Below are 19,560 nucleotides of genomic sequence, written 5' to 3'. Positions count from 1 at the left end.
TGAATTTCTAATCCGACAGGTAATTTTTTAATTAAACTGTTGGAGGAAGAATGCTTAAAACTGCGAAAGCTATACCCGCTAGTATTGTCACTAGCGTCACTCGTGAACCACTCTCTGGTTCCAAAAAAATCTATGTAAGCAACGAAGCAAATACCTTTAAAGTCGCTATGCGTCATATCGAGTTGAGCCCGACCTTATTGCGTGGTTCAGGCGATACTGCAGAATATGAGGAAAATGAGCCGGTTCGTGTTTACGATACATCGGGTCCTTATACCGATCCTTCAATTGATATTGATCTTAATAAAGGCTTACCGAAGTTTCGCAAAGACTGGATAGATGCGCGTAACGATACGGTGCAATTAGAAAACTTCAGTTCGGACTTTACCAATCAACGTTTGATTGATGAGCTTGATATCGAGCCTTTTGAAAACAAGCCAAAACCACGTATTGCGGCAGAAGGCAAAAACGTATCGCAGATGCATTACGCTCGCCAAGGCATCATTACTCCGGAAATGGAGTACATTGCGATTCGTGAAAATCTGGGACGTGCATCAATCCCGCAAGATCAAATTGCCGAATTGACCGCAAAAGGATTGCCTAAAGAAATCACAGCTGAATTCGTGCGCAAAGAGATTGCAGAAGGGCGTGCGGTTATGCCGATGAATATCAACCATCCAGAATTAGAGCCAATGATTATTGGTCGTAATTTTTTGGTGAAAATCAACGCGAATATCGGTAACTCCGCATTAGGCTCATCGATCGACGAAGAAGTTGAGAAGATGGTGTGGTCTACCCGCTGGGGTGGCGATACCGTGATGGATTTATCGACCGGTAAAAATATTCACGAAACGCGCGAATGGATCATCCGTAATTCTCCCGTTCCTATCGGTACAGTGCCAATCTACCAGGCTTTGGAAAAAGTAAAAGGGATTGCAGAAGACCTGACTTGGGAATTATTCCGCGACACACTTATCGAGCAAGCGGAGCAGGGTGTGAGCTACTTTACAATTCACGCAGGCGTATTGCTTGAATACGTACCATTAACGGCTAATCGTGTGACTGGCATCGTTTCTCGTGGTGGTTCTATCATGGCTAAATGGTGTTTGGCGCATCACAAAGAAAACTTCCTTTACACACACTTTGATGACATCTGTGAAATCATGAAAGCCTATGATGTAACGTTTTCGCTGGGTGATGGTTTACGCCCCGGTTCTATCGCTGATGCAAACGATGCAGCCCAGTTTGGCGAACTAAAAACGCTGGGTGAATTGACTCAAAAGGCGTGGAAACACGATGTTCAAGTGATGATCGAAGGCCCAGGTCATGTGCCTATGGATAAAATCAAAGCGAATATGGATGAGCAACTGCATCACTGTTACGAAGCGCCTTTTTACACCTTAGGTCCTTTAGTGACTGATATTGCGCCGGGTTACGATCACATCACATCGGGTATCGGTGCGGCTCAAATCGGTTGGTACGGCACAGCGATGTTGTGTTACGTGACGCCTAAAGAGCATTTAGGACTACCCAATAAAGATGATGTTAAAACCGGGATTATCACCTACAAGATTGCAGCTCATGCGGCTGATTTAGCTAAAGGGCATCCAAACTCACAAGTGCGTGATGATGCGATGTCTAAAGCGCGTTTCGAATTCCGCTGGGAAGATCAGTTTAATATCGGTTTAGACCCTGATACTGCACGCGCTTATCACGATGCAACCCTGCCTAAAGAGTCCGCTAAAGTGGCACATTTCTGCTCTATGTGTGGACCCAAGTTCTGTTCGATGAAGATCACACAAGAGGTACGTGATCAATACGGTACAGGCAGTGAGTATGCAAAACAGCAGGAAGCTGCGGCAGTAGGGATGCAGGAAAAGTCGATTGAATTTGTTAAGTTGGGCAGTGAAATTTACAAGCCCGATTTTAATGAAGCTAATAGCTAATCCTTAGTCCCAGTTTCTAATTCTGAGGTTTAAACGTTTAGATGAAAATAGCAATTATTGGTGCGGGTTTAGCAGGTCGTGTATTGGCATGGCGGCTAAATGAATGTAATCAGGATATAGAAATTACCCTGATCGACCAACATGATCGCCATCATAAAGGCACAGGTCTAGTTGCCGCAGCAATGATTGCTCCTTTTACAGAAGCCGTTACAACCGAAGCCATTACGCAACATTTAGGCGTTAGGTCTTTTGAGTTATGGGCGAAATGGCTGGTTGATTTAGAGAACACAACCCATCAGAAAGTGAGTTTCAATCAGCAAGGAACGTTAGTGGTTTCGCACACTCAAGACGACGCTAGCTGGCAACGGTTTCAGATTAAGGCTAACGCCATGATTGACGAAAAACATGTGCAGGCATTAGACCAAAAAAACTTGCATAAGCTTGAGCCAGAATTAGCGCATAATTTTAGTAAAGGTCTATTTTTCCCTGAAGAAGGGGTGATCAATAACCAGACACTTTACCCTGCATTAAATGATTATTTTGACCAATCAAGTGCGATTGAATGGCATGAGTCATTGGAAGTGAGCCTAGATGAATCTGCCAATTATGGAATCATCGATGGGTTTAACGATTGTGTTTTCGATTTCGTTTTTGATTGTCGTGGCAACGGTGCGCGAGCAGATCTAACACAGCTTCGATCAGTTCGTGGTGAAGTGGTTAGCGTGTATGCACCTGAGGTTAATTTTACCCGTGCCATTAGGCTGATGCATCCGCGATACCCCTTGTATATTGCTCCTCGTGGTGATCATCATTACATCATCGGCGCAACACAATTAGAAAATGATAATGATGGACCGATCACGATAAGGTCAGGTTTGGAATTGTTGTCAGCGCTTTACAGCTTGCACCCGGGTTTTGGCGAAGCACATATTATCGATATGCTTTCAGGGCTTCGTCCCACATTTAATAATAATTTACCTGAAGTGTCCCTGCAGGGACGATTAGTCCGTATCAATGGTTTATATCGTCACGGTTATTTATTTGCCCCAGCACTAGTCAACGACCTGATAACACATTTATTTGGAGAGCAGGAGGATGTCTGCTTTCCCCAATTTTTATCCATGAATCCAGTAAATCCACCCGATCAAGCAAGTCAAATATTATGATAAAAGTCAGTATAAACAATAAAGCAGAAACATTTGAAAAGAGTCTCACCATTAGCCAGGCACTGATCAAGTTAGGTTATAAAAGTGATGGTATGTTAGGGGTTGCGGTTAATCAGGTGTTTGTTTCTAGAGATCACTGGGAAGAGACACTCTTAAATGATCTGGATAAGGTCGATATCCTAAATCCTGTCAGTGGAGGCTAACATGACTCAACTAAATAATTGCAAAGGCACCCCCCCACTTATAGAGGCTTTTTCTGATAAGCAATCAAGTACATGGAATGTCTATGGTGTTGAATTAAGTAGCCGTTTCTTTATCGGTTCGGCACTTTATCCTTCACCAGAGGTTATGCAGCAGGCGATTAGAGCATCCGGAGCAGAAGTCATTACGCTGTCATTGAGAAGACAGTCCCCAGAAAGTAACGGCGGTGAATATTTCTGGGATTTTGTTAAAGACTTGGGTTGCCACTTATTGCCCAATACAGCAGGTTGTCATAGCGCTCAGGAAGCTATCACTATTGCGCAAATGTCGCGCGAAATCTTCGACACAGACTGGGTTAAATTAGAAGTGATAGGTGATGATTACAATCTGCAACCTGATCCCTTTGCTTTGCTTGAAGCGACAGAAATATTGATCAAAGAAGGGTTTAAAGTATTCCCTTATTGCACCGACGATTTAGTCCTCTGCCAACGACTTCATGATCTGGGTTGTGAAGTGATTATGCCTTGGGGATCACCGATCGGCACAGGAAAAGGCCTGATGAATCCTTATGCGCTTAAGATCATTCGCGAACGCCTTCCAGAGGTGAATTTATTGGTCGATGCCGGTATCGGTAAACCTTCTGATGCTTGTCAGGCATTAGAACTTGGGTTTGATGGCGTCTTATTAAATACAGCCGTAGCCGAAGCGGTGAATCCTGTGATTATGGCGAGTGCGTTTGCCGATGCCATCCGTGCAGGGCGTGCCGCATACGAGAGCGGCATTATGCCAGCACGCGAATCAGCAACACCCAGTACCCCAACAATCGGCACACCGTTTTGGCACCAAGGCTAAACAGTGCCATTAGATAATTGAATAATTATTAGTACTATCGTTTTAATACCGCTATCAATAACTTAAGCAAGACACGATTCAATGAGCAAAATACTTTTAATAGGTGGCACTGATCCTAGCGGTGCCGGTTTACAAACCGACTGGCAAGTAGCGCATTACCTTGGGGTAAATGCGAGTAGTGTGGTTAGTGCAGTAACTTCGCAAAATAGTGAAGGGGTCTTCGATCAGGGAGTATTAGCTTATTCTCAAATAAAATCACAGTTGGACAGTATAAAGTCTGAGCCATTTACCGTGATCAAAATCGGCATGTTGGGCAATGCAGATGCGGTTAAAGCAGTAGTCGAATTTATTGCTTCGAATAATCAATTATTAAAGAGCAAACATCGTAAAGCATTTGTCATTGCCGACCCAGTACTGGCTAGTAGTTCAGGCGGAGCACTGATGGATGAAGCCGGTAAGCAGGCATTCTTATCAGATTTACTCCCTCTGATTACACTTATTACTCCCAATAGTGATGAGTTAGAAAGCTTGACCGGAATATCCATTAGTAATGAGCAGGATTTAGCAACAGCGGCACAACAATTAATTACATTGGGTGCAAAAAATGTATTGGTAAAAGGTGGTCACTTGTATAACGCTAATGATACGAATCAGAGTAATGATCTCTTCGTAAGTGTCGATGGAAGCGCCAACATCAAAGGTGAAGAAGAAAGCTTTTACTTAAGTGGCGAACGCTGGAAAAACAGAAGCAATGTACGCGGTACAGGTTGCTCATTAGCGACAGCTATTGCCTGTCAATTAAGTCTGGGATTTCCTCTTAATGATTCTATCGTTTATGCCAAGGCACTCATCAGTAATGGCATTCGTAATGCCAGCCTGACCGAAAACAACCAGTATAAATTACAGTTTTCTCATTACGATACACATCACCCGTTTGAATTAATGGATATGCCGAAGCTGGTGAAACATGCAGAGATGTTATCTAAGAATTTTAATTTTGCCTGTTGCGATGCTGTCTCTGATTCCAATTCTGGTAATATTATTTGCAACAAAGAACCTAATAATAAACTAGGAATTTACCCCGTTGTTGATTCACTTGAATGGCTACAGAAACTCATTCCGCTGGGTATAAAAACCATTCAACTCCGTATTAAAGATCAACATCCTGATGATGTGGAAGAGGATATTATTGCCGCTATTAAGCTCGCAAAGAAATACAATGTCCGTTTGTTTATCAATGATTATTGGCAGTTGGCGGTTAAACACCAAGCCTATGGCATTCATCTTGGGCAGGAAGATCTGGATGATGCTGATATGGCTAGCATCGCACAATCGGGTTGTCGTTTAGGTGTGTCTACGCATAGCTATACCGAAGTCGCCAGAACACTCGCAATAAACCCTAGTTACATTGCGTTGGGACCAATCTACGAAACGACCAGTAAAATCATGCCCTGGATTCCACAAGGTGTTACTGCGGTAGAAAAGTGGGTGAATCTCTTAGGTAAGCAATTTCCGCTGGTTGCCATAGGTGGTATCAACTATCAAAGAGCAGCCGCATTAAAACAGACTGGTATTGGATCAGTCGCCATGATTTCCGCCATTATAAAAACTGAAAACTACGAATTAGCGACAGAAGAATTACTCGAACTTTGGGAGGACGTTTAAAGCCAGTTTGATAAAGCTGTCAGGTGGTTATAGATTCTTTCTACCTGCTTCATACGTATTAATTTCGTTATTGCATTAACGATTGATCAAGAACGATTGATCAAAAACACTTGTCAATTTGAGCAATATTTTTTGTTATTTATTCTCAATAAATAGTGCAACAATTATTTTATCTCGAAGTTTCAGTACATACATTACAAAAGTACTGTTTAAAAAATCGAGGTTTATAAGCTGTTAATTATTATTTTGGAGAATTGATAAATGGCTAAGAATCAGAAGCACGATTATGAAGATGATTTCGACGACTTTGATGATGACTTTTTAGAAGTATCGGATAATGATTATGATCTGAATTTTAACGATAATAAAACGTCTAGAAAATCACATCGTGCAAAACCCAAGAGAAGCGCTCGTCATCGTATCGAAGACTATTTCGAAAGAAAAGCGATGAAAGATACCGACTGGAATTGGGATTTTGATTACGACTATGACTAGTCGTTAAGACACAACTACAAGTCACCGAATTACCCCTTGAGGGTATCCCCCCGGCACCTGGTTAAGAAACATCGTTTTTTTAAGCAGGTGCTTTCCTATATGTGAAATTTCAATGTGAACGGTTAGATAAACTATTAGCGCTGTCATTCAGGGCTTTATCCAATCTATCAGTTTTTAAGCAATAATCGATTTGATGGTGTTGATGATTTCTGCAATATTTTCATGCACTTCAGTATCTTTTCTATAAAGCGCATAGAGCTTTCTTTTAAAGATAAAGGCATTTTCAACTTCATAAAGTGGCAGTGTTGGGTCATTTTGCAAAGGGCTTAAATCGGGAAGGTAAGCGGCTCCGCCATTATCCTTCATAATGTCAATCGCCATTAAGCCGTAGTTAGTGCGCACATTTGAAATTGCCTGATCTTTATATTCCTGTGAATATTCGTATTCAAACGAGACTCCCCAGTCTATTTTTATGTAATTTTTATCCAGTGCTTGTTCGGGTGTTTGGTTTGGCGTGGTCGAAAAAAGTTTGATTTCAAATTCAAGCACTTCGTGCGCTTCAATCGAAGGCAATTGAATCGGCTCGAAAACAAAACCTAAATCCAAAGCGCCGTTGATTAATAAGTCCGATACATCATGAGACTGGTTGATCATCAAGTTAAAGGCAAATTCAGGTCGTTGATCTTTTATTTCGACAATCCAGTTTTTAAGAAACAAATGCCAGATATCAGCCATACAGGCTATTGAGATGGATAGCTCATATTCATCTGGTAAAGCCACCACTTGTTTGGCTTGATCCCAACCAGTAACCACCATTTCTGCGTATTTGAAGAAACGATGTGCGGCAGGTGTCGGTTCAATATTGCGTTTATCCCGTGTGAATAAAGCAACGCCTAATCGGTCTTCGAGTAATTTGATACGAGCACTTGCTGCTGATTGTGTAATGAATAATTTTTCAGCGGATTTTCTGAAGTGCCGAGTTTTATAAATCTCGAGAAAGGTCTTTAGGTGGGAAATATCCATGGGTATAACCGTTAAAAGGGATCAAGATCATCATATTTTCTTGTTCGACTTAAGTCACTAAAAAACTCATCTAGCTTTGCATAAATTCCAATATCGTTTTTTACAAAACAAAAACGAGTTGTCATTCCGCAAAGCATAAATTCCAATATCGTTTTTTACAAAACAAAAACGAGTTGTCATTCCGCAAAGCATAAATTCCAATATCGTTTTTTATAAAACAAAAACGAGTTGTCATTCAAGTAGGGGGGTGACCTTGTGATTATTCTCAGATCAAACGGATGCATAATCCTCAGCATGTTTAATCCAGCGTTCGATTAAGGATTCTATATTCTCCGGATATTGCTCTAACATTTGTTTTGCTGCCTGTTGGACTTTAGGCAGCAGCATTTGGTCTTCCATCAGGTTGGCAATTCTAAATTGTAATTCGCCGGTCTGGCGGGTACCAAACACTTCCCCGGGACCGCGAATCTCCAGATCTATTCTGGCTATTTCAAAGCCGTCGTTGCTGTTGCGCAATGCTTCCAGACGTTTGCGTGCGTTATCTGACAAGGGTGTTTGATACATCAGTACACAACTACTGGCTTTGCTGCCACGACCGACACGTCCGCGTAATTGATGTAATTGTGCCAGCCCTAAGCGTTCTGCATTTTCGATAATCATCAGGGTCGCATTGGGTACGTCTACACCCACTTCAATCACTGTTGTAGCAACTAATAGATGTAGCTTGCCGGATTTGAATTCAGCCATAATTGCTTCTTTCTCGGCTGACTTCATGCGTCCGTGAACTAATCCAATCTTTAAGTCTGGTAAGGCTTGTTGGAGTAATTCGGTGGTTTCTTCGGCATTTTGTGCTTGCAAGGTTTCTGATTCTTCAATCAGCGTACATACCCAATAAACCTGAGCACCTTCATTACATACCACATCAATTCTTTGCACGATCTCATCACGTCGCGAGTTACTAATAACGACGGTTTTGATTGGCGTTCGACCGGGTGGTAATTCGTCGATAACAGAATAATCCATATCAGCGTAGGTAGTCATGGCTAACGTGCGTGGAATAGGCGTTGCCGTCATGACTAACTGATGCGGATAAATATCTTCTTGTTGGGTTTGGGTCTTACCTTTTTCACGTAGCGATAAACGTTGGTGCACACCAAAACGGTGTTGCTCGTCGACGATGATTAATCCCAGTCGTTGGAAATTCACATCATTCTGGAATAGGGCATGCGTACCAATAATTAAATGGCTCGTTCCATTTTCAGTTGCTGCTAGCGCTTCTCGCTTTTCTGCAACTTTTAGTTTTCCTGATAATAACGTGACATTTAAACCTAACGGGCTCAACCAGTCGGTGAAGTTCTTAAAATGTTGTTCCGAGAGTATTTCGGTCGGTGCCATCAGCGCTACTTGATAACCTGCTTCTATGGCTGTTAACGCCGCGGCTGCAGCGACCAGGGTTTTACCCGAACCCACATCACCTTGTACCAAACGACTCATCGGCCATGTTTGCTGCAGATCTTCATCTATTTCTTCGATGACGCGATTTTGTGCGTTGGTTAAGTCGAACGGCAAGTTGTCTTTTAGCCGATTGAAATAAGTCGATTTGGTATTAAATGGAATTCCGTTTGCTTGTTTTTGTTGCTCTCTGAGTTTTCTTAAACTCAATTGATGCGCGAGTAATTCTTCGAAGATTAAACGCTGTTGCGCGGGGTGATTACGCGCTAATAACTGCGCCACTGAAACCCCAGCTACGGGTTGATGCAATGCTTGTAGTGCATGATTCAAATCGTATAAATGATTATCCGCGACTATTTGTTGAGGGATAAGGTCTTCAAGTCCATTGAGGTGACTTAACGCCGCTTGAGCCAATCGTAACAAGCTGCGTTGTTGTAAGCCTTTGGTCGCTGGATAAATCGGTGTCAGTGCTTTGGCTAAGCCACTTTGGGTATTTTGACTATCTGAGTTCGTCAAAATTTTATATTCCGGGTGTACCATTTCACGGCTGGTTTTTCCGATGCGCACTTCTCCAAAACATCTCACTTTGGTGCCACGCGTCAGTGCCTTCTGCTGAGCATTACTAAAGTGGAAAAAACGGAGTGTGAGTAAGCCAGTGCCGTCTGAAATGGTACAGATCATCATGCGTCGACCGCGATACACAATTTCCGAGTGTTCGACTTCGCCGATGACCATCACCTCTTGTCCATGCGAGACCGCACCAATCTCATAAAATTGAGTTCTGTCTTGATAGCGCAACGGCAGATGGAAAAGCAAATCCTGTACTTTTTCGATATCCAGCTTTTCAAGGTTCTCGGCCATTTTTGGGCCTACACCTTTTAATTCGGTTACCGGTGAAAAAAGGCTTATAAGTGGGGGGGTGACCATAAACTACGCTTGGAAGTGCTGGATTAATTCATGGATGGCAATCGCACATGAGGTGGCAACATTCATCGATGAGTTTTCGCCATACATGGGAATATGGACGGTTTGATCTGCAAGGCTGAGTATTTCGTGGGAAATTCCTTCATTTTCAGAGCCGATGACTAAACACAGTTTGCTATTATCAGAGAGGTTTGTTGGTCTGAAGTCTCTAATATCGATGCTAGATTCGGTAATCTCTAAACAGATAATGTTCGTGTCTGTGGTTTTCAGCGTGTTGATGAGTGTGCTTGCTGACTCGTGATATTCAAAATCGACATGTTTATCACTGGCGCGTGCCGCTTTGCGAATTTTGTATTTTGGAGGTGTCGCAGTCGTTCCGGTAAGGTAGAGTTTTTCAACACCCAACGCGTCTGCAATCCGGAATAAGCTACCGACATTACCTGCGATATTAATATCATTGGCGAGAATGCAAATAGGAAACTTCTGCGTTTGGCTCTCTTCGAGAGGATTAACCTGAGCGCTAGCCTGAGCGTGATCGAGTTGCCTATTCATCCGCATATTTTTTCCGCATACTTTACTGGAATGATCTGACTATTTTTTCTCAGAGATTTTATCTTCTGTACCATCGATGATTTCAACGATATTGGTACGATGACGCCAGTAGATAATAGCCGTGATTAAGACTAATCCCAGAAACAGATCTAAGGAGCTTGTTACCCAGAAAAAGTAGAGTGGTGCGAGTAGTGTTGCAATCAAGGCAGACAGAGAAGAAATATTGAAAACCAGTGCGGATATTAACCAGGTTAAAATAACCACAATACCAACGATTGGATTCAACGCTAAATACACACCTAAAGCAGTCGCAACACCTTTGCCGCCTTTGAAGCCATAATAAATCGGGTATACATGACCAATGAATGCAGCAATACCGACTAATATTAACCAGCCCCAGCTAAGGTCCAGTGCATGACCAATCGCGACGGGAACCAGACCTTTCAGTAGATCACCTAATAACGTGAAAAAAGCGGCTTTTTTTCCTGCGTAACGCAGTACATTGGTTGCGCCCGGGTTTTTAGAGCCTACAGTCCTTGGGTCAACTTTTCCAAGCATCTTACAGCTAATTACAGCGGTTGATACTGAACCAAGAAAATAGGCGAGAATAACCAGGAAATAAGGCATGATATGACCAAGAAAATGAGTGTCTGAGCAGTGTAGCAAAAAATGAAAAAACTTTTAGTAAAATCATCAGGTTTTGGATCGTCATCAGATTATAGACCCACACTTTTGTTGTTACACGGTTGGGGTATGAACTCAAATGTCTGGAAACCCGTGTTACCGGCGCTGGAGCCACATTATCAAATTCATTTGGTAGATTTGCCGGGTCATGGCATTAATAACGACGTCAACGCAGACTCGATGCAAGACATCATGGCGCTATTCTCTGATTTGATCGATGAATTGGGTCAGGAAAAAGTGCATATCATGGGTTGGTCGTTGGGTGGTTTAATCGCTCAGGCTTTAGCCGATAAAATACCAGAAAAAATACAATCTTTAACCTTGGTGGCTAGCACTTTACGTTTCTCTCAGGATGAAAGTGCAGAAAGTTTGTGGCCGCATGCCATGAGCTTGAAGGTGCTGAATAATTTTGCGATCAATTTACACAAAGATACGGAAGGCACGTTGAAGCGTTTTATTGCGTTGCAGTTTATGGGTGTTGCAGGTTCGAAAGAGATCCAGCGCGAACTGATTCAAGATATCTGTCCTGCAGAAGACAAAGCAGCATCTTCAAAAAAAGTGCCTCAAAGTGGGGGGGTGACTAGTGGGGTGAAGATTGGAATAAAGAGTGGGGTGACTTCAGATTCTTTAGCATTAGGCTTGAAGCTACTAGCAGAGAGCGATTTCAGAAACAGCGTCAGTCAACATCCACAACACTGGTTGTTCGCAGGTAAAGACCGATTAATACCGGCTGATGTGATAAATGATTTGAAATCTTTACGTTCTGATGCTCAAATCACGCTCCTTGAGAATGCCGGGCATGCGCCTTTTATGACGCACCCCGATGAGTTCGTTAGAGCAGTATCGACTTTTATAGATACTTCAAAGTGATGTTATTAAACAAGCAGATGTCTATAAACGAAATAAATGTCTATGAACGAAATAGAAGTCATTAAACAAATAAAAGTTGATAAATATTAATCATGTTCGATAAGAAAACCACACGCCTTCACTTTGAACGCGCCGCAGAAACCTATGATGCCTCTGCAGTGCTGCAAAAAGAAGTAGCGAATCGACTTTCGGGACGTTTGGATTACATTAAACATTCGCCAAAAACCGTTTTGGATGTCGGATCCGGTACGGGTTTTATTACTCAGGATTTACTCAAGCGTTATCCCAAATCTTCAATAGTCGCGTTAGACCTGGCGCATAGCATGGCGCGCAAAAGCCAGCAATTGGGCGGCTGGTTTCGCAAGCCACTTGCCGTTTGCGCCGATGCCGAACAATTACCACTTAAGCCAGATAGCATAGACTTAATCATCTCTAGCTTAATGTTGCAGTGGAGTAATGATTTAAAACAAACCTTTGCTGGTTTTCACAGTGTATTAGCGCCCAATGGGCTGTTGTTATTCAGTACTCTGGGTCCGGAAACTTTACGCGAGATGCGCGAGAGCTGGGCAACCGTAGATAATGTGCCACACACCAGTCATTTTCTGGATATGCATGAAATTGGTGATGCGCTATTACAATCAGGTTTTATCAATCCGGTGACAGATATGGAAATGATTACCATGACCTACACGAATGTGCGCCAGATTATGCGTGATATTAAGCAGATTGGCGCGAATAACAGCCACAGCGGTCGCAGTAAAGGATTAATGGGTAAGCAAAAATTAAAAGCTTTTGAAACAGCCTACGAGCAATTTAAAACAGATGAGGGTTTATACCCCGCTACGTGGGAAGTCATTTATGGTCACGCCTGGGTGGGAGAAGGTTTAAAACTTGATAATTTTGATCATGTTATTCCGATTCAAAAGGTATAATTTCTTCAAAATCTTTATAATTTGTTTATTCTAATATTTAACCCCACATGAAATTTATACGTATTTTATACAAAATCCCCGCTTTAATTATTTTGTCGATTATTGGCATGATTTTGATGGGCGCATTCAGTTCTCGTGATAAGTCTCTTAAAAATAAAGGCATACCGACCTTAAAACAAAAACAAGTGCGTAAGTGGTGGCTGGCTACGGTGATTAAAATTGTTGGTTTAAATTTCACCGTTAAAGGTGATGTGCCATCTCCAGATCAGCCTGCATTGTGGGTCGCAAATCATGCTTCGTGGTTGGATATTCCGGTGGTTGGTAGTATGGGAGCTGGTTTTCTATCAAAAGCAGAAGTACGCAAATGGCCTGTGATTGGTTGGTTGGGCGAAAAGGGTGGAACGGTTTATATAAAGCGTGGTGGTGTAAATGCTTCGCAACGCGCCTCACAGGAAATCGCTAACAAAATAAATGCTGGGGATAATATTTTAGTGTTCCCGGAAGGTACTACATCAACAGCGGGTGATGTGCGTCGTTTTCATGCGCGTATTTTTGCGCCAGTGATGGATCATAATTTGGCAGTTCAACCGATAGCTGTTCAGTATTTAAACGATAAAGGTGAGCCACACCCTAAAATATTGTGGCAAGATCAAAGCTTTATGTCGAATCTGCTCGGTATCATTGGTGAATCGAGTATTAATGTTATACTGACGTTTCTGTCTTTGATCCCTGCGGGAGAGTTTAGCGAAAGAAAGAGAATAGCTGAACTTTGCGAGAACCAAATCAAGTCTATTGTTGTCAAAAAAATATCGATGGAGAGCAAAGCAATATCGTCTGAGCAGTAAACACGCTTCACAACAATATTTTTACAAATAACAAATTAAAAAAACGTTATTAAATAGTGTGTTATGAGTAAGTAAATAAGAAAATATGTTAGAAGGAAAGGAAATAAAAAAATGCAGCAAGGAGAAAAATTTAACACAATTACGCATTTTCTTGCCGCAGTTTTGGCTGTGCCCGGACTTATCTATTTAATTGTTTTAGCCGCTAATACAGGCGATACCTGGAAAATTGTCAGCGCCAGTATCTATGGCACTACCTTATTGCTTTTGTATATCAGTTCTACTCTTTGTCATGGTCATAGCGGGCGCTTTCGAGACTTATTCGAAAAGCTCGATCATCTATCAATTTACTTGTTAATCGCAGGTACCTATACACCCTATATGTTGGTCACGCTTCGTGGCAACTGGGGGTGGACAATATTTGCTGTGGTTTGGGGCTTGGCGTTGATTGGCATGCTGATAGATGTCTGGCCTAAAGATGCCAATAAAGAAAATAAACGAATAATTCCGCTAATCATCTATCTGGTTATGGGCTGGTTGGTCATTATACCAATACAACCGCTAACGGAGAGTCTAGCCTCCACGGGTGTGTGGTTGCTCGCGGTGGGTGGTGTGCTTTATACAGTGGGCGTTGTATTCTTTATTTTAAGCGATCGGGTAAAGCATGCTCATGGTGTGTGGCATTTGTTTGTTATAGGTGGCAGCCTTAGCCACTATATATCCATCTCTGCTTATGTGATTTAGTCTTCTCTATGGGGTAGCTAAAAAAACGGCTATAAGTAGGGGGGTGCCAATAGTTATGCCAATAAAAAATGTAAATTAATGTTGTTTTCTGAATGTTAATTTGAACGAGAAACACACAAAAAAGCCTGAATTATTTCAGGCTTTTTTGTGTGTTTTGGTATGTCATTGATCTATTGTTTGATGCACGGATTAATATATCTCTGCATCTGCCATTCAGATAACCAGAATAGACAGCTTTAAATAATAGAATGTCTTTTAAGTTTCGAGCGAAGTGTTGCTCTATTGATTCCCAAACACGCAGCCGTACGTGATTGATTGCCATTGGTGTGTTGCATCAGCACTTCTAACAACGGTCTTTCAACTTCATCCATGATTTGTCGATATAAAAACGTCGCGTCATGATCACCTAACAGCATTAAATAGTTTTCAACAGTATCGCGTGTGGTTTCTGATAAAGAACTACCTGTAGTTGTGATAACTGGCAGTGTTTTTAAAGGTTGATTCATGGCTTGTTCTTTCCTTGTTATTAGGTTTTGTTAGAGCAGCTGACTCTAAGCAAAAGGCTAATTATTTTTTAATTGATCAATACTAATACAATACGGGTACATTGCTGGTTTGTATTAAATTGTTTCCATGGCCTTTAAAGAGCTAACAGAATACTTTCTAACTTTTGTAATTGCTTCTTCGAGCATGAGATTGGGTAGATCTCTTTGGTCAAAGGTTTCAGTAGTTTCTGTTGTTGGCCTACTAAACTAGATAAATACCAGCCGATATGTTTTCGCGCAATGCGAACTCCTTGATCAGTGCCATAGTAGCGATGAATGGCATCGATATGTTTTAACGTAGTATCAATCTTCTCCTCCAACTTAATGGGAAAAGTTGGTGCTGCATCGACCAAAATATCATTAATCTCTTTAAATATCCACGGTTGACCGTGACTAATTCTACCCAGCATGAGTCCATCTACGTTGGTGTAGTTCAAAATAAACAGCGCATCTTCAATGGTTTTGATGTCTCCATTTGCCAATACTGGTATGTCAATAGCGTGTTTTATTTGGCGTATGGTTTCGTATTCGGCATGTCCCGTATAGCCTTGATTTCTGGTTCTACCGTGGATGGCGAGTGACGCTATTCCTGCGTTTTCCGCTATTCTGGCGACTTCTAATGCATTGCGATGAGTTGATTCCCAGCCAGTACGAATTTTTAATGTGACAGGCACATCAACGGCAGCGACAATTTTTTCTAAAATCTCTGCAACGAGTTTAGTGTCTTTCATCAATGCCGAACCAGCGGCTTTATTACACACTTTTTTTGCCGGACAACCCATATTGATGTCGATGATTTCTGCACCGAGATCAACATTGAATTTCGCCGCTTCTGCCATCACATGAGGTTCAGTACCTACGATTTGAGCTGATCTGGGGCTGGGTTCATTTCTTTGCGGAAGTCGTTGTTGTGTTTTTCGTGTTTTAAGTAGAGAAAGGTCTGAAGTAATCATCTCTGACGAAGTAAGACCCGCGCCATACTGGCGACATACGTCTCGATAAGGGCGATCGGTGATACCTGCCATCGGAGCCAGCAAAAGTTTGCTCTTGAGCGTATATGAACCTATCTGATACGACATAATGGTAATGATTTAGTGCTTTATAAAAAGTTAAACTGAAAGCGGGTTGCTTTGCTTCCCGGATCTTTGATTTTCAATTTAAGGTTGGTGACTAAATTCTTTTTTAACAACATGGACTCAGTGTAGTTTTCCAAATATTCGTTGGGCTTAAACCTTCTTAAAGCGACGAGTTTGGATTGTGAATCAGTCAGCCGAACTTCTAGAATAGGGAATTTCTGATCAAAATCAGCCTCGTTTTCCATGGACGCAGAAATCAATAGCACACCTTTTTCAATGGGGTGCGTAAAGACATTATGGTTGACCATGTGGATTTTATCAGGCTCGTAGCGGTTTACACCTAAAATTTCATCTTTGTAATGGTATAAAACCTGAGTAATTAGCAAAAGAAACAGTAATAAGGCGGTGGTTTTTAATCGCAAACCAACACCGTCGGAGTCTTTTTCGACCCCTTTGATTGCTGGTTTTTTGTCTGCTTTGGCAGCGTTATTGCCGCCATCCTTATTATCATCAGTGATGATATCCGTGTGCCTGATTTCTTCGGGCTTTTTGGATTCTCGTGTTTTGGCAGATTCTATTTTTTTATCAGAGTAGGGCTCAGGCATATTGGTAGATAATGTTTTTGATCCATTAAAAACCTGATGACATTCACCACAACGCAACATGCCTTTAGCGATAGTGACTTCGCGCATATTGATTTCAAATATGGCTTTACAATGTTCGCATTGAGTAAACATGGATGTGGTTTTAGAACCTCTGCTATTAAGTTTTTATTGCGCTGATTCTTACCCAGTCTTCAAGAATTTTAACCTCAAAATCTTTAAATGCTGCAGAATATGTTTCGAGTATCTGATCTTTTTGTTCGCTCAGAATTCCTGATAAAACGAGTTGCCCACCGCTGCGGGTAAGTGAAGCGAATAAAGGAAAAAGTTCACGAAGTGGTCCGCAGAGAATATTGGCTAACAATAAGTCGGCTGGCTGTTGCGGACAATCATCCGGCAAGTAACACTGGATGGCATCTTTGCTGATGTTATTACGCTCCATATTGTCGTAGGTTGCAGTAAGCGCCTGAGGATCTATATCGGTCGCGATAATGTTTTTTGAGCCGAGTTTAGCGGCTGCCAACGCCAAAATACCACTGCCACAACCATAGTCGATCACTAATTTATCGGTTGGATGATTTTGATCTAACCATTCCAGGCAAAGAGACGTAGTAGGGTGGGTGCCGGTACCGAAGGCTAGCCCGGGATCAAGCAATATCTTAACGCTGTCATCTTCCGGAACGTCATAATTACTGGGGTATATCCAGAGATTGTCACCAAACTGCATGGGATGAAAGTCTTTCATCCAGACGCGTTCCCAATCCTGATCTTCGATAGTTTCGACTAACACGCTGCCTACATGCCATTCTTCACGGTGTGTTTCTAAAGCGTTGGTCAACTTTGATAGATCGGTGTCGTAATCAAACAAGGCGGTGATGATAAGCTCATCCCATAGCGGTGTTTCACCCGGTAAAGGCTCTAACACAGGCGTATCTTTTGCATCTTGAAAGGTAATAGAGAGTGCATTTGCACTCTCCATCGCGTTTTCTATGATTGCGTGGTTCTGCTGATCTGTTTGGCAAACCAGTTGTAACCAACGTTGTTCAGACATGCTGTTGTATCCTTAAGATCAAAATATCCTATAAACCTAATTTTTTCTCAAGATAGTCAATACCGGCACCACCTGCAACAAAGGCCGTATCTTCCATGATACGTCGTTGTAAAGGTACATTGGTTTTGATGCCTTCGATAACCATTTCAGAGAGTGCGCCGCGCATACGTTTAATCGCAGTTTCGCGATCTTCTGCATGCACAATCAGTTTACCGATCATGGAATCGTAATAGGGCGGTACGGTGTAGCCACCATAGATATGCGTGTCGACACGTACACCTAAACCACCTGGCATATGAAAACGTTCGATCTTACCTGGAGAAGGGACAAACGTTTCAGGATCTTCAGCGTTGATTCTGCATTCAATCGCATGACCACGCGGAATCAATCCTTGTTTGATTTTCAGTTCTTCACCAGATGCAATAAGCAGCTGTTGTTTAACCAGATCAACACCCGTAATTAGTTCAGTCACTGGATGTTCAACCTGAAGACGGGTATTCATCTCAATGAAATAGAATTCACCATTTTCGTATAAGAACTCGAATGTACCTGCGCCACGATAGCCAATATCAACACAGGCTTTAGATACCGCTTCGCCCATGCGTGTACGTTGTTCCTGAGTAATTCCAGGTGCAGGTGCTTCTTCAACCACTTTCTGATTACGACGCTGCATAGAGCAGTCACGTTCACAAAGGTGGATGGCATTGCCGTGCGTATCGGCAAGTACCTGAAATTCGATATGACGAGGCTTTTCAAGGAATTTTTCCATGAATACCACATCGTTATTGAAAGCCGCACCGGCTTCTGTTTTGGTGAGTGAGATAGATTCTAATAAATCAGACTCATCATAAACCACGCGCATACCGCGACCACCGCCACCACCCGTAGCTTTAATGATAATAGGGTAGCCAATATCTTTTGCCATTTTTAAACAAACTTTTGGGTCATCTGGGATGGGACCATCAAAACCTGGCACACAGGGAACACCCGCTTTTATCATTGCCGCTTTGGCTGCAATTTTATCACCCATAACACGGATGGTTTCAGCTTTAGGGCCAACGAAAATAAAGCCGCTAGACTCAACACGTTCTGCAAAATCGGCATTTTCAGAGAGGAAACCATAACCCGGATGGATCGCATCTGAATCTGTAACTTCTGCAGCACTAATGATAGCCGGAATATTCAAGTAGCTATCCATAGATGAAGGTGGACCAATACACACCGATTCATCTGCAAGTCTTACATGTTTTAAATCACGGTCTGCTGTTGAATGAACGGCAACAGTTTTGATATCCATTTCATGACATGCGCGAAGAATTCTTAATGCTATTTCACCACGATTGGCGATGAGTAATTTTTTAATCATTTAATTGTCTCAATATCTGACTCGATTATTATTTATCTGTCTATTTGAAAAATTTAATATAAAACGGGTTTATAAAAAACTGTGTTTAAAAGACAAGCTTATTCAATAACATAAAGTGGTTGCCCAAATTCAACAGGCGTCTCATTTTCTAGTAAGATTTCTTTGATAGTGCCGGCTTTGTCAGACTCAATCTGGTTAAGCATTTTCATTGCTTCGATGATGCAAAGCGTATCGCCAATAGCGACTTTAGAACCAACGCTAACGAATGGTGGAGACGTTGGTGAAGCGGCACTATAAAACGTACCTACCATTGGCGCATCAATCGTTTCGCCTTGTGGTGCACTCGTATCCGGAAGTCCAGGAGAGGCCGACATATCAGTAGCCACTGGTGGCGCACTATACTGTGGAGCTGCAGCTGGAGGTGCAGCATATACAGGCGTTGTAGAGTTACGTGAAATTCTTACTGATTCTTCGCCTTCAACAATCTCCAGTTCTGCGATATCGCTGCTTTCGATTAGCTCGATCAGTTTTTTGATTTTTCTAACGTCCATAATGTGTTCTCTAATTTAAATTTC

20 protein-coding genes are annotated in these 19,560 nt (G+C 42.0%); 10 read left to right on the top strand and 10 right to left on the bottom strand.

Annotation, left to right across the window (positions count from 1 at the left end):
* The first annotated feature begins 50 nt into the window (after positions 1 to 50).
* From thiC to EV695_RS14200, 6 genes are all read left to right on the top strand, one after another.
* Positions 51 to 1,943, top strand: coding sequence for a phosphomethylpyrimidine synthase ThiC (gene thiC, locus EV695_RS14225; protein WP_131906643.1), 1,893 nt, complete (start codon positions 51 to 53; stop codon positions 1,941 to 1,943).
* Between the two features lie 41 nt (positions 1,944 to 1,984).
* A complete protein-coding gene (locus tag EV695_RS14220) occupies positions 1,985 to 3,109 on the top strand; it encodes an FAD-dependent oxidoreductase (RefSeq protein WP_131906642.1) in 1,125 nt (374 codons plus the stop codon).
* Positions 3,106 to 3,312: a sulfur carrier protein ThiS gene (thiS, locus tag EV695_RS14215; protein ID WP_131906641.1), complete on the top strand. Its 207-nt coding sequence runs from the start codon at positions 3,106 to 3,108 to the stop codon at positions 3,310 to 3,312. The genes EV695_RS14220 and thiS overlap by 4 nt, the downstream gene beginning before the upstream one ends.
* A 1-nt stretch (position 3,313) precedes the next feature.
* The gene (locus EV695_RS14210; protein WP_131906640.1) at positions 3,314 to 4,162 is read left to right on the top strand and encodes a thiazole synthase; all 849 of its coding nucleotides are present in this window, start codon (positions 3,314 to 3,316) and stop codon (positions 4,160 to 4,162) included.
* Positions 4,163 to 4,243: 81 nt separating this feature from the next.
* Entirely contained in the window at positions 4,244 to 5,827 is a 1,584-nt protein-coding gene (gene thiE, locus EV695_RS14205; RefSeq protein WP_131906639.1) for a thiamine phosphate synthase, read from the top strand.
* Positions 5,828 to 6,088: 261 nt separating this feature from the next.
* Positions 6,089 to 6,322: a hypothetical protein gene (locus EV695_RS14200; RefSeq protein WP_131906638.1), complete on the top strand. Its 234-nt coding sequence runs from the start codon at positions 6,089 to 6,091 to the stop codon at positions 6,320 to 6,322.
* Between the two features lie 174 nt (positions 6,323 to 6,496).
* On the opposite strand, the gene EV695_RS14195 is transcribed toward EV695_RS14200, so the two are convergent.
* From EV695_RS14195 to plsY, 4 genes are all read right to left on the bottom strand, one after another.
* Positions 6,497 to 7,345 (bottom strand): LysR family transcriptional regulator, encoded by an 849-nt coding sequence (locus EV695_RS14195; protein ID WP_131906637.1) that lies wholly within the window; start codon positions 7,343 to 7,345, stop codon positions 6,497 to 6,499.
* A 270-nt stretch (positions 7,346 to 7,615) separates the two neighbouring features.
* Positions 7,616 to 9,724 carry an ATP-dependent DNA helicase RecG gene (gene recG, locus EV695_RS14190; protein WP_131906636.1) on the bottom strand — a complete coding sequence of 703 codons (2,109 nt, stop codon included), beginning with the start codon at positions 9,722 to 9,724 and terminating at the stop codon, positions 7,616 to 7,618.
* A 3-nt stretch (positions 9,725 to 9,727) separates the two neighbouring features.
* Complete coding sequence (locus tag EV695_RS14185) at positions 9,728 to 10,273, bottom strand: RNA methyltransferase (protein ID WP_165874717.1); 546 nt, start codon at positions 10,271 to 10,273, stop codon at positions 9,728 to 9,730.
* 39 nt (positions 10,274 to 10,312) lie between these two features.
* Positions 10,313 to 10,900 carry a glycerol-3-phosphate 1-O-acyltransferase PlsY gene (gene plsY, locus EV695_RS14180; RefSeq protein ID WP_131906634.1) on the bottom strand — a complete coding sequence of 196 codons (588 nt, stop codon included), beginning with the start codon at positions 10,898 to 10,900 and terminating at the stop codon, positions 10,313 to 10,315.
* 42 nt (positions 10,901 to 10,942) lie between these two features.
* Here plsY and EV695_RS14175 point away from each other — a divergent pair, with 42 nt between their 5' ends.
* The 4 genes from EV695_RS14175 (at position 10,943) to trhA (ending at position 14,345) form a co-directional block, all read left to right on the top strand.
* On the top strand, positions 10,943 to 11,827 hold the full coding sequence (locus EV695_RS14175) for an alpha/beta fold hydrolase (protein ID WP_131906633.1): 885 nt from the start codon (positions 10,943 to 10,945) through the stop codon (positions 11,825 to 11,827).
* 92 nt (positions 11,828 to 11,919) lie between these two features.
* The gene (gene bioC / locus EV695_RS14170; RefSeq protein ID WP_131906632.1) at positions 11,920 to 12,759 is read left to right on the top strand and encodes a malonyl-ACP O-methyltransferase BioC; all 840 of its coding nucleotides are present in this window, start codon (positions 11,920 to 11,922) and stop codon (positions 12,757 to 12,759) included.
* Between the two features lie 47 nt (positions 12,760 to 12,806).
* On the top strand, positions 12,807 to 13,604 hold the full coding sequence (locus EV695_RS14165; protein ID WP_131906631.1) for a lysophospholipid acyltransferase family protein: 798 nt from the start codon (positions 12,807 to 12,809) through the stop codon (positions 13,602 to 13,604).
* Between the two features lie 111 nt (positions 13,605 to 13,715).
* A complete protein-coding gene (gene trhA, locus EV695_RS14160) occupies positions 13,716 to 14,345 on the top strand; it encodes a PAQR family membrane homeostasis protein TrhA (protein ID WP_131906630.1) in 630 nt (209 codons plus the stop codon).
* A 236-nt stretch (positions 14,346 to 14,581) separates the two neighbouring features.
* On the opposite strand, the gene EV695_RS14155 is transcribed toward trhA, so the two are convergent.
* The 6 genes from EV695_RS14155 to accB form a co-directional block, all read right to left on the bottom strand.
* Positions 14,582 to 14,851, bottom strand: coding sequence for a helix-turn-helix domain-containing protein (locus tag EV695_RS14155; RefSeq protein ID WP_131906629.1), 270 nt, complete (start codon positions 14,849 to 14,851; stop codon positions 14,582 to 14,584).
* 134 nt (positions 14,852 to 14,985) lie between these two features.
* Positions 14,986 to 15,969, bottom strand: coding sequence for a tRNA dihydrouridine synthase DusB (gene dusB, locus EV695_RS14150; protein ID WP_131906628.1), 984 nt, complete (start codon positions 15,967 to 15,969; stop codon positions 14,986 to 14,988).
* 20 nt (positions 15,970 to 15,989) lie between these two features.
* Positions 15,990 to 16,703: a zinc-ribbon and DUF3426 domain-containing protein gene (locus EV695_RS14145; protein WP_131907074.1), complete on the bottom strand. Its 714-nt coding sequence runs from the start codon at positions 16,701 to 16,703 to the stop codon at positions 15,990 to 15,992.
* Positions 16,704 to 16,728: 25 nt separating this feature from the next.
* Positions 16,729 to 17,619 (bottom strand): 50S ribosomal protein L11 methyltransferase, encoded by an 891-nt coding sequence (prmA, locus tag EV695_RS14140; protein WP_131906627.1) that lies wholly within the window; start codon positions 17,617 to 17,619, stop codon positions 16,729 to 16,731.
* A gap of 28 nt (positions 17,620 to 17,647) precedes the next feature.
* A complete protein-coding gene (accC, locus tag EV695_RS14135) occupies positions 17,648 to 18,985 on the bottom strand; it encodes an acetyl-CoA carboxylase biotin carboxylase subunit (protein WP_131906626.1) in 1,338 nt (445 codons plus the stop codon).
* A gap of 98 nt (positions 18,986 to 19,083) precedes the next feature.
* Positions 19,084 to 19,536: an acetyl-CoA carboxylase biotin carboxyl carrier protein gene (accB, locus tag EV695_RS14130; protein WP_131906625.1), complete on the bottom strand. Its 453-nt coding sequence runs from the start codon at positions 19,534 to 19,536 to the stop codon at positions 19,084 to 19,086.
* Positions 19,537 to 19,560: the final 24 nt, after the last annotated feature.

This window comes from Cocleimonas flava (genome assembly GCF_004339015.1).
Lineage (GTDB): Bacteria > Pseudomonadota > Gammaproteobacteria > Thiotrichales > Thiotrichaceae > Cocleimonas > Cocleimonas flava.
The sequence above is the reverse complement of the archived record's forward strand: the minus strand, read 5'-3'. Positions and strand labels throughout refer to the sequence as shown.

Excerpts from the sequence above, each read along its gene's own strand:
- accB (WP_131906625.1), bottom strand. The coding sequence starts at position 19,536 with ATGGACGTTAGAAAAATCAAAAAACTGATCGAGCTAATCGAAAGCAGC.
- EV695_RS14155 (WP_131906629.1), bottom strand. The coding sequence starts at position 14,851 with ATGAATCAACCTTTAAAAACACTGCCAGTTATCACAACTACAGGTAGT.
- recG (WP_131906636.1), bottom strand. The coding sequence starts at position 9,724 with ATGGTCACCCCCCCACTTATAAGCCTTTTTTCACCGGTAACCGAATTA.
- prmA (WP_131906627.1), bottom strand. The coding sequence starts at position 17,619 with ATGTCTGAACAACGTTGGTTACAACTGGTTTGCCAAACAGATCAGCAG.
- thiE (WP_131906639.1), top strand. The coding sequence starts at position 4,244 with ATGAGCAAAATACTTTTAATAGGTGGCACTGATCCTAGCGGTGCCGGT.
- EV695_RS14185 (WP_165874717.1), bottom strand. The coding sequence starts at position 10,273 with ATGAATAGGCAACTCGATCACGCTCAGGCTAGCGCTCAGGTTAATCCT.
- trhA (WP_131906630.1), top strand. The coding sequence starts at position 13,716 with ATGCAGCAAGGAGAAAAATTTAACACAATTACGCATTTTCTTGCCGCA.
- EV695_RS14175 (WP_131906633.1), top strand. The coding sequence starts at position 10,943 with ATGAAAAAACTTTTAGTAAAATCATCAGGTTTTGGATCGTCATCAGAT.
- dusB (WP_131906628.1), bottom strand. The coding sequence starts at position 15,969 with ATGTCGTATCAGATAGGTTCATATACGCTCAAGAGCAAACTTTTGCTG.
- EV695_RS14220 (WP_131906642.1), top strand. The coding sequence starts at position 1,985 with ATGAAAATAGCAATTATTGGTGCGGGTTTAGCAGGTCGTGTATTGGCA.
- EV695_RS14200 (WP_131906638.1), top strand. The coding sequence starts at position 6,089 with ATGGCTAAGAATCAGAAGCACGATTATGAAGATGATTTCGACGACTTT.
- EV695_RS14165 (WP_131906631.1), top strand. The coding sequence starts at position 12,807 with ATGAAATTTATACGTATTTTATACAAAATCCCCGCTTTAATTATTTTG.
- thiC (WP_131906643.1), top strand. The coding sequence starts at position 51 with ATGCTTAAAACTGCGAAAGCTATACCCGCTAGTATTGTCACTAGCGTC.
- plsY (WP_131906634.1), bottom strand. The coding sequence starts at position 10,900 with ATGCCTTATTTCCTGGTTATTCTCGCCTATTTTCTTGGTTCAGTATCA.
- EV695_RS14145 (WP_131907074.1), bottom strand. The coding sequence starts at position 16,703 with ATGTTTACTCAATGCGAACATTGTAAAGCCATATTTGAAATCAATATG.
- thiS (WP_131906641.1), top strand. The coding sequence starts at position 3,106 with ATGATAAAAGTCAGTATAAACAATAAAGCAGAAACATTTGAAAAGAGT.
- EV695_RS14195 (WP_131906637.1), bottom strand. The coding sequence starts at position 7,345 with ATGGATATTTCCCACCTAAAGACCTTTCTCGAGATTTATAAAACTCGG.
- bioC (WP_131906632.1), top strand. The coding sequence starts at position 11,920 with ATGTTCGATAAGAAAACCACACGCCTTCACTTTGAACGCGCCGCAGAA.
- accC (WP_131906626.1), bottom strand. The coding sequence starts at position 18,985 with ATGATTAAAAAATTACTCATCGCCAATCGTGGTGAAATAGCATTAAGA.
- EV695_RS14210 (WP_131906640.1), top strand. The coding sequence starts at position 3,314 with ATGACTCAACTAAATAATTGCAAAGGCACCCCCCCACTTATAGAGGCT.